This window comes from Microcoleus sp. AT3-D2 (assembly GCF_036705715.1).
Classification (GTDB): domain Bacteria; phylum Cyanobacteriota; class Cyanobacteriia; order Cyanobacteriales; family Microcoleaceae; genus Microcoleus.
In genome coordinates this window covers 1-4,960 of the sequence record NZ_JAUBVE010000142.1, presented here as the reverse complement: position 1 = coordinate 4,960, position 4,960 = coordinate 1, and the positions used below count along the sequence as shown (strand labels likewise).

At 49.6% G+C, this 4,960-nt stretch carries 1 protein-coding gene; it reads left to right on the top strand.

Features of this window, described 5'->3' with window-relative positions:
• Nucleotides 1–727: 727 nt before the first annotated feature.
• Nucleotides 728–4,960, top strand: a 4,233-nt coding sequence (locus tag QUB44_RS30010; protein ID WP_333373397.1) for a DUF4347 domain-containing protein, incomplete at its 3' end; no start/stop codon positions are given.

The window sequence follows — 4,960 nt, the reverse complement described above, 5'->3', positions numbered from 1 at the left end:
GAGGTTTTGGCTCAGGTTTTTGGGGCTGATAATACTATTACTTCTCTCGATTTTCTCACTCTGGCTCCTTAAGACAAAAGCGCCTTCAATATGCTGCATTTTTCCTAAGATTATAGCAACTCGGTTTGTTATTAAATAAACCGAGTTTTTTAATCTTTAAAAAATCAGAAAAATCAAGCTAGTGAATTAGTGGGTGATTCGACTTCCTGACGACAATGAAATTGGTTTTTAGTTAGTAAGTTATTCCGGATAAAAGTCAAAAAACGAAGTTGATGACTACAAAAGTTATAACCATTGTTTGAGTGAAATATAGATTATCTGAGATTCTGCTGATTGACAGACCTAAAATTGGTTTTGATAAGAACTCAAGTCTTAATAAAAATCTGATAAATTAAGCCATACTTACTACACTAACGAATACTTGTCAACTGCTTTTAGGTAAAAAAAATCTAATTACACGGCGTATTTTCGTACATCGTGTCTGTTTTTTTTCATCGTATAATAATTTAGCACCACGTCTGAATTGGCTGAAAAAGCCCTAATTTACCAGGTAAATACAGGGAACTGCTACTTTTGGAAGATGTCGATCACAAAAAAATCGAAGTAAATAGAACTTGTTAACTATGCGAAGTAGAGAAATTAGCAATTAGAAATTTCCAATGAGCAATTAACAATAATATCTACCACTGAAGATTGAAAATTAACAAATCAAGGAGCTATGTAACTCATGAAAAATTTATGGTGCAACTACTCTTCGCCAATTCACAAATCAAGTTGCGATCGCCGCGACAAAGACTGCATAAAAGCTGGTGTGATAGGGGAGCCGTTAGCGGGCGATCGCCTGAGCGATATTTACTGTTTAACAAATTTAACAAAAACGAGTCTTCGGGTCAAGACCGATAATAAAAAATATTTAGTTTGCATCGACCCGAGGGTAGAGAATTATCAGCATCTTGTCAGCGGAGCCAAACCAGGGACAGAGATAATTGTCCTGGATCGAACTCTGGACGGAGTAGAACAAATTACAGAAATTCTAGCTAAACGCAGCTTAATTGCCAGCCTTCAGATTGTTGCTCACGGCAATGAAGGTTCTGTGCAACTGGGGTCAACTGTACTGAAAGATGAAAACTTACCAAAGTACGATCGGCATTTGCAGCAGTGGCGAAATGCCTTTAGCGAAAAAGCCGATATTTTATTATTAGCGTGCAGGGTTGGGGCTGGAAAATCCGGGATTGCTTTCGTCCGGAAGCTGAGAGAATTAACAGGCGCAAATATAGCAGCTTCCAATAATCTAATTGGTAGTGAAAAATTAGGAGGTAACTGGCAATTAAATATTAAAGCAGGACGAGTAAAAACTGCAATAGCTTTTGAAACAAAAACCCAGGAAACTTACAGCGCTGTCCTCGTCACTTTAGTTGACGAAACTTTTCAAGACGCAAGTCTAATAGGGCCTTGGATATCTGGGGTCAGCGGCCCGTCAGACCTTCCAGCTTTAACAGCAGGAACCGGAACGGAGAGTTTTCCGGGTTTGAACATCGACCCGCTCGGCACTGGGGCTTTGAGATTAACTTCAAGAAGTTTTGACCAATCTACCTTTGCCATCTATAACAGTCAGGTACCAGTCAGCAGCGGTCTTAAAATTGTCTTCGATATATTTGCCTACAATGGCACTTCACGTCCTCCGATTCCCGCCAATTTGACAGGGGACGGCATAAGTTTCTTTTTAATTGACGGTACTGTGACGCCAACAAAAGCTGGAGGCTTTGGAGGTTCTCTCGGCTACGCCCAAAATACAGACGAAAATCAGTCTGGTTTACTCGGAGGTTATTTAGGAATTGGATTTGATGAATTCGGAAGTTTTTCAACTCAAAATGAAGGGCGTGTAGGTGGAATTCCGGGTGGGATTAGACCAGACTCGGTAACGCTTCGAGGTAGCGAAGCTAGTGAATATAAGTTTTTAACTTCTAACTTTGTGCCGGGGGGAGTAGATAATATTCCCAATCCCGTAACTCCGCCGATCAATGCAATTACTACCACTCGCGAACCAGCCAGAAGAAGAGTTCAAGTTATTTTGCAACCTCCCACTTCTGCAACGCCAAACCGTCTCACTGTTAACTTTGATCTCAACAATAATGGTTTGTTTACAGATGAGGGCGAGACTATTATCGACATTGCAAATTTAGAAGAGGAGATAAACGAGCCAATCCCGGAAACATTCAAATTTGGTTTTGCTGGTTCAACGGGAGACGCAACAAATATTCACGACGTTCGCACTTTGTCTATCCAAACTATAGACGTGCCGCTTACTACAGCAGATGTTGCCTCAACGAAAACAGGCCCGGCGGCAGCGGCACCGGGTAGCAGCATTACTTACACAATTACGACGGTAAATAACGGCCCGAACGACGCCGAAAACGTGGTGGTTGAAGATCAATTGCCCGATGGGGCAGTATTTGGCAGTGCCGAGGGCGACGGCACTTTCAACCCGACAACGGGACTGGTTTCCTGGAATATTCCGAATTTACCGGTTGGGGGCAGCGAGACCCGCACAGTAACTATTACGGCCCCAACTACACTCGGCCCTATTACAAACAGTGTATTCAGCAGCAGCAGCACGATCGATCCCGTACCCGGTAACAACAGCGGCAGCAGCCCGGAGGCGAGAGTCACCACCACTATTACGAACGATATCGCCGATGTAGTGACGGTCAAAACCGGACCCGCTACTGCGGCGGCAGGCTCGACTGTCACCTACACAATTACGGCAGCCAACAGTGGGCCGAGTGCGGCAACCAATGTGGCGATCGCCGACAGCATTGTTCCTGGTTTAACAGGAGTCAGCGTGTCGGACGGCGGAACTTACAACCAAACTACAGGTATTGTGACTTGGACGGCGATCGCATCCCTAGCCAGCGCAGCCAGCACCAACAGAACCGTCAGTTTCGCAGTTCCCGCCACCGGCGGCACCGTCGCCAACACTGCTAGCAGCACCTCAACGAGCTCAGACCCCAATCCTGCCAACAACAACGGCACCAGCCCCGAAGCGCGAGTCACCACTACTATCACCGATAGCGCCGATGTAGTTACGCGCAAAACCGGGCCGGCTACTGCTGCTGCAGGCTCGACAGTCACCTACACAATTACGGCGGCTAACAGTGGGCCGAGTGCGGCAACCAATGTGGCGATCGCCGATAGCATTGTTCCGGGTTTAACAGGAGTCAGCGTCTCCGAGGGCGGAACTTACAACCAAACTACAGGTATTGTGACTTGGCCGACGATCACATCCCTAGCCAGCACAGCCAGCACCAACAGAACCGTCAGTTTTCCAATTCCCGCCACCGGCGGCCCCATCGCCAACACTGCTAGCAGCAACTCAACGAGCCCAGACCCCAATCCTGACAACAACAACGGCAGCAACCCGTCGGCGCGAGTCACCACCACGGTCACCGATAGTGCCGATGTAGTTACACTCAAAAGCGGGCCGCCTGCTGCTGCAGCCGGCTCGACAGTCACCTACACCATTCTCACCGAAAACAGAGGACCCAGTACCGCCACCAACATCACCGTTACAGACACCATCGTTCCCGGTTTAACGGGCGTCACAGCATCCAACGGCGGTGTTTACAACCCAGCCACAGGCATTGTCAGCTTTCCGCCCATTGCCAGCTTAGCTGACGGCGTGACCGTCAGCCGGAGAGTCACATTCCCAGTCCCGGCGACCAGCACTGTCAGCAACACGGCAAGAAGTACCTCAACCACTAATGACCCGAATCCCGGCAACAATAACGGCAGCGAGCCCGGCGCAACTGTTGCCACCAGCATCGCCGCTACCCCGACTCCGACTCCCCCACTCCCACCGACTCCGACTCCGACTCCGACTCCCGCCAACCAACCACCGATAGCTAGCAACGTCAATCTCGAAATCGCCCCCAGCAGCACTGTGGCGATCGCAGGACTCGGAGGAAGCGACCCCGACGGTTCGATCGCATCCTTCACCATCAACACCGTCCCACCAGCAAATGAAGGGCTGATATTTTTAGGCAATCCCGATACCGGCGGCCGGATTGTCACCGCCGGTCAAATTCTGACACCTGCTGACATTAACCAATTATTTTTCCAATCGACAGCCAACTTTACAACAGCAAATTTCACCTACAGCGCTACAGACAACCAGGGTGCTACCAGCCGCGCCAGGGCTACTGTATCGGCGCTGGAGCCGGTGCCAAACAAACCGCCAGTAGCTAACAACGTCGACCTCGATATCGCCCCCAGCAGCACTGTGGCGATCGCAGGACTAGGCGGCACAGATCCAGACGGGTCGATCGAATCTTTTACCATCAACACCGTCCCACCAGCAAATGAAGGGCTGATATTTTTAGGTGATCCCGATACCGGCGGCACCATTGTCACCGCCGGTCAAATTCTGACACCTGCTGACATTAACCAATTATTTTTCCAATCGACAGCCAACTTTACAACAGCAAATTTCACCTACAGCGCTACAGACAACCAGGGCGCTACCAGCCCCGCCAGCGCTACTGTCTCTGCCATTCCCCTGAACGAACCAACACCACCAACACCAACACCACCAACACCACCAACACCACCAACACCAACACCCGCGCCAGAACCCGCGCCAGAACCAACACCACCAACACCACCAACACCAACACCACCAACACCACCAACACCACCAACACCAACACCACCAACACCACCAACACCACCAACACCACCAACACCAACACCACCAACACCAACACCCGCGACAGAACCCGCGCCAGAACCAACACCACCAGAACCAACACCGACGCCCATACCAGCGCCAGAACCAACACCACCAGAACCAACACCGACGCCCATACCAGCGCCAGAACCAACACCACCAACACCAACGCCCATACCCGCGCCAGAACCAACACCAGCGCCCGAACCAACCCCCATATTCAACCCAGTACCC